This is a genomic window from Actinomycetota bacterium, assembly GCA_005774595.1.
Taxonomy (GTDB): domain Bacteria; phylum Actinomycetota; class Coriobacteriia; order Anaerosomatales; family D1FN1-002; genus D1FN1-002.
This window is the reverse complement of the sequence record VAUM01000357.1, coordinates 1-1802: the sequence shown is the minus strand read 5'-3', so window position 1 is coordinate 1802 and position 1802 is coordinate 1. Positions and strand designations below refer to the sequence as shown.

Here is a 1802-nt window from a genome sequence, read left to right as displayed (position 1 = left end):
TCAACACTCCCCCCACCCTATCCCCCCCTACCCTTTCCCCCGGAGCGGTCAAAGGTGAACAAGAGCCGGCCATGGTCTCCGGGAACCGGCGCGGCCGACCCGCGCGGCGAACCCGCCTGCAGATACAGCCATGTGGCCCTGACGTCGGCGGCAGTGACGGGCGCACCGTCATGCCACTTCACGCCCGGGCGGACCCGGTAGGTCAGGGTGCGCCCGTCGGCGGACACGCCGCCGTTCGCACGGTCGGGAACCTCTGCCGCGAGGTCGGGCACGGCGGTCAGGGATGCATCGTGTGTGACCAGGCCCGCGTACACGAGCCGCCACAAGTCCCGGACGCCATCGCCCTCGGAACGGTAGGGGTCACCCGACGCAGGCTGCACCGGGAAGGGAAGAGGACTCTTGCGTCGGGCGCGCTCGCCGCCGCAGGCGCGGGCGCGGGAGCCGCGGAAGCCTCCGGGCTCAACGCGCACACGGCGAAGCGGCCTTCCGCCCAGCCGAGCGAGTACAGAGTCCCGTCCGCCGCCGGCCACGCCGCCGGTGCCCAACCACCGACGTACTGGGGCACCCTGACTGGGATGCGGGCGAACAGCCCTGCCGTTGTGAACACCAGGATATCCACGCTCTCCGCGCCGAGATCGCCCAGATAGGCGAGTCCCGGGGCGTCGGGGTCGGGCATGGCCTGGGCCTCCGCGTACACCCGGCCTGCGGCATCGGCGGCGAACGGACGTACGCCAGGTGGGAACCGATACTGATCGACCCCCGCGCCGTCCGTGCGCGGCGTCTCCACGATGAAGGCCGGGTAGCTCCCGCTCCCGATGGCGGCGGTGCCCACCATGGAGTACAGTCTGCCGTCAGCGCCCACGAAGGCCGCGCTGACGGGGCCTGCATCCAGCCTGGAGACCACGGTCTTGCCGCTATCGGTAGTCAGCGGGTACAGGTTAGAGGTGTACACCACGAACCCACCCTGCGAGTCGGTCATCCAGATCTCGGTCATCGCGTACACGCCACCGGTGGGGCCGACGCAGATGTTCCGGATGAAGACCCCTTCGGGGAGCAGGATCCTGGCAAGCTCGCGCCCGCGCGTGTCGACGCGGACGATGACCTCTCCGCCGCCGTCCCCCGACGAGACGTCCATCCACAGGTCTCCGGCGCTACCGGGAGTGAAGAGGCTCGCACCGGACGGCGCGAGGAACGAGGATCGGACGACCCCCCCATCGTCGAACAGCCTGACGCGCGCCCGAGCCACCGACGGCGGGTGGTCGACGACCCACACTCCCCCACCGGGTCCCGGAGCGACGACCTCGACCGTGACGGGCAGCGCCCGGTCCGGGGCGGCGCGCGCGAGATCGCGCGGTCCCGGACCGACACCGAGCGTCATCAGGGTCCGGCTCGTGTAGGGCACTCCGTACTCGACCACCGGATGCTCGACGGGCGCGGCGTCGGACTCCGACTGCTTGCGCGCGAGATTCACGAAGAACGTGACCGATGGGAACACGACGACGAGGACCACCACCAGCGTGATCCACGGCCACAGCCGCTGGAGCGCGCGGATCGCATCCGACCTCTCCACTCTCGTCATCACCGGTCACACCGCCTTGAGCAACGGCACGTCGAAGTAGTGATAGGTGCCGGGGTACAGGCTCCAGACCCAGAAGACCGCGAACATCAGCGGCAGGATGAGCGCCAAGCTCCAGGCCAGCCGCCTGCCCTCCCAGCCGAAGAACAGCCGCGCGTGGATTATCAGTCCGTAGCCGATCCACGTCGCCGCCGCGAGGGTGCTCACGATCTCCCACCGGTACCAC

At 70.0% G+C, this 1802-nt stretch carries 1 protein-coding gene; it reads right to left on the bottom strand.

Annotation, left to right across the window (positions count from 1 at the left end):
* Positions 1-17: 17 nt before the first annotated feature.
* A complete protein-coding gene (locus FDZ70_10060; protein ID TLM67940.1) occupies positions 18-545 on the bottom strand; it encodes a hypothetical protein in 528 nt (175 codons plus the stop codon).
* Positions 546-1802 lie beyond the last annotated feature (1257 nt).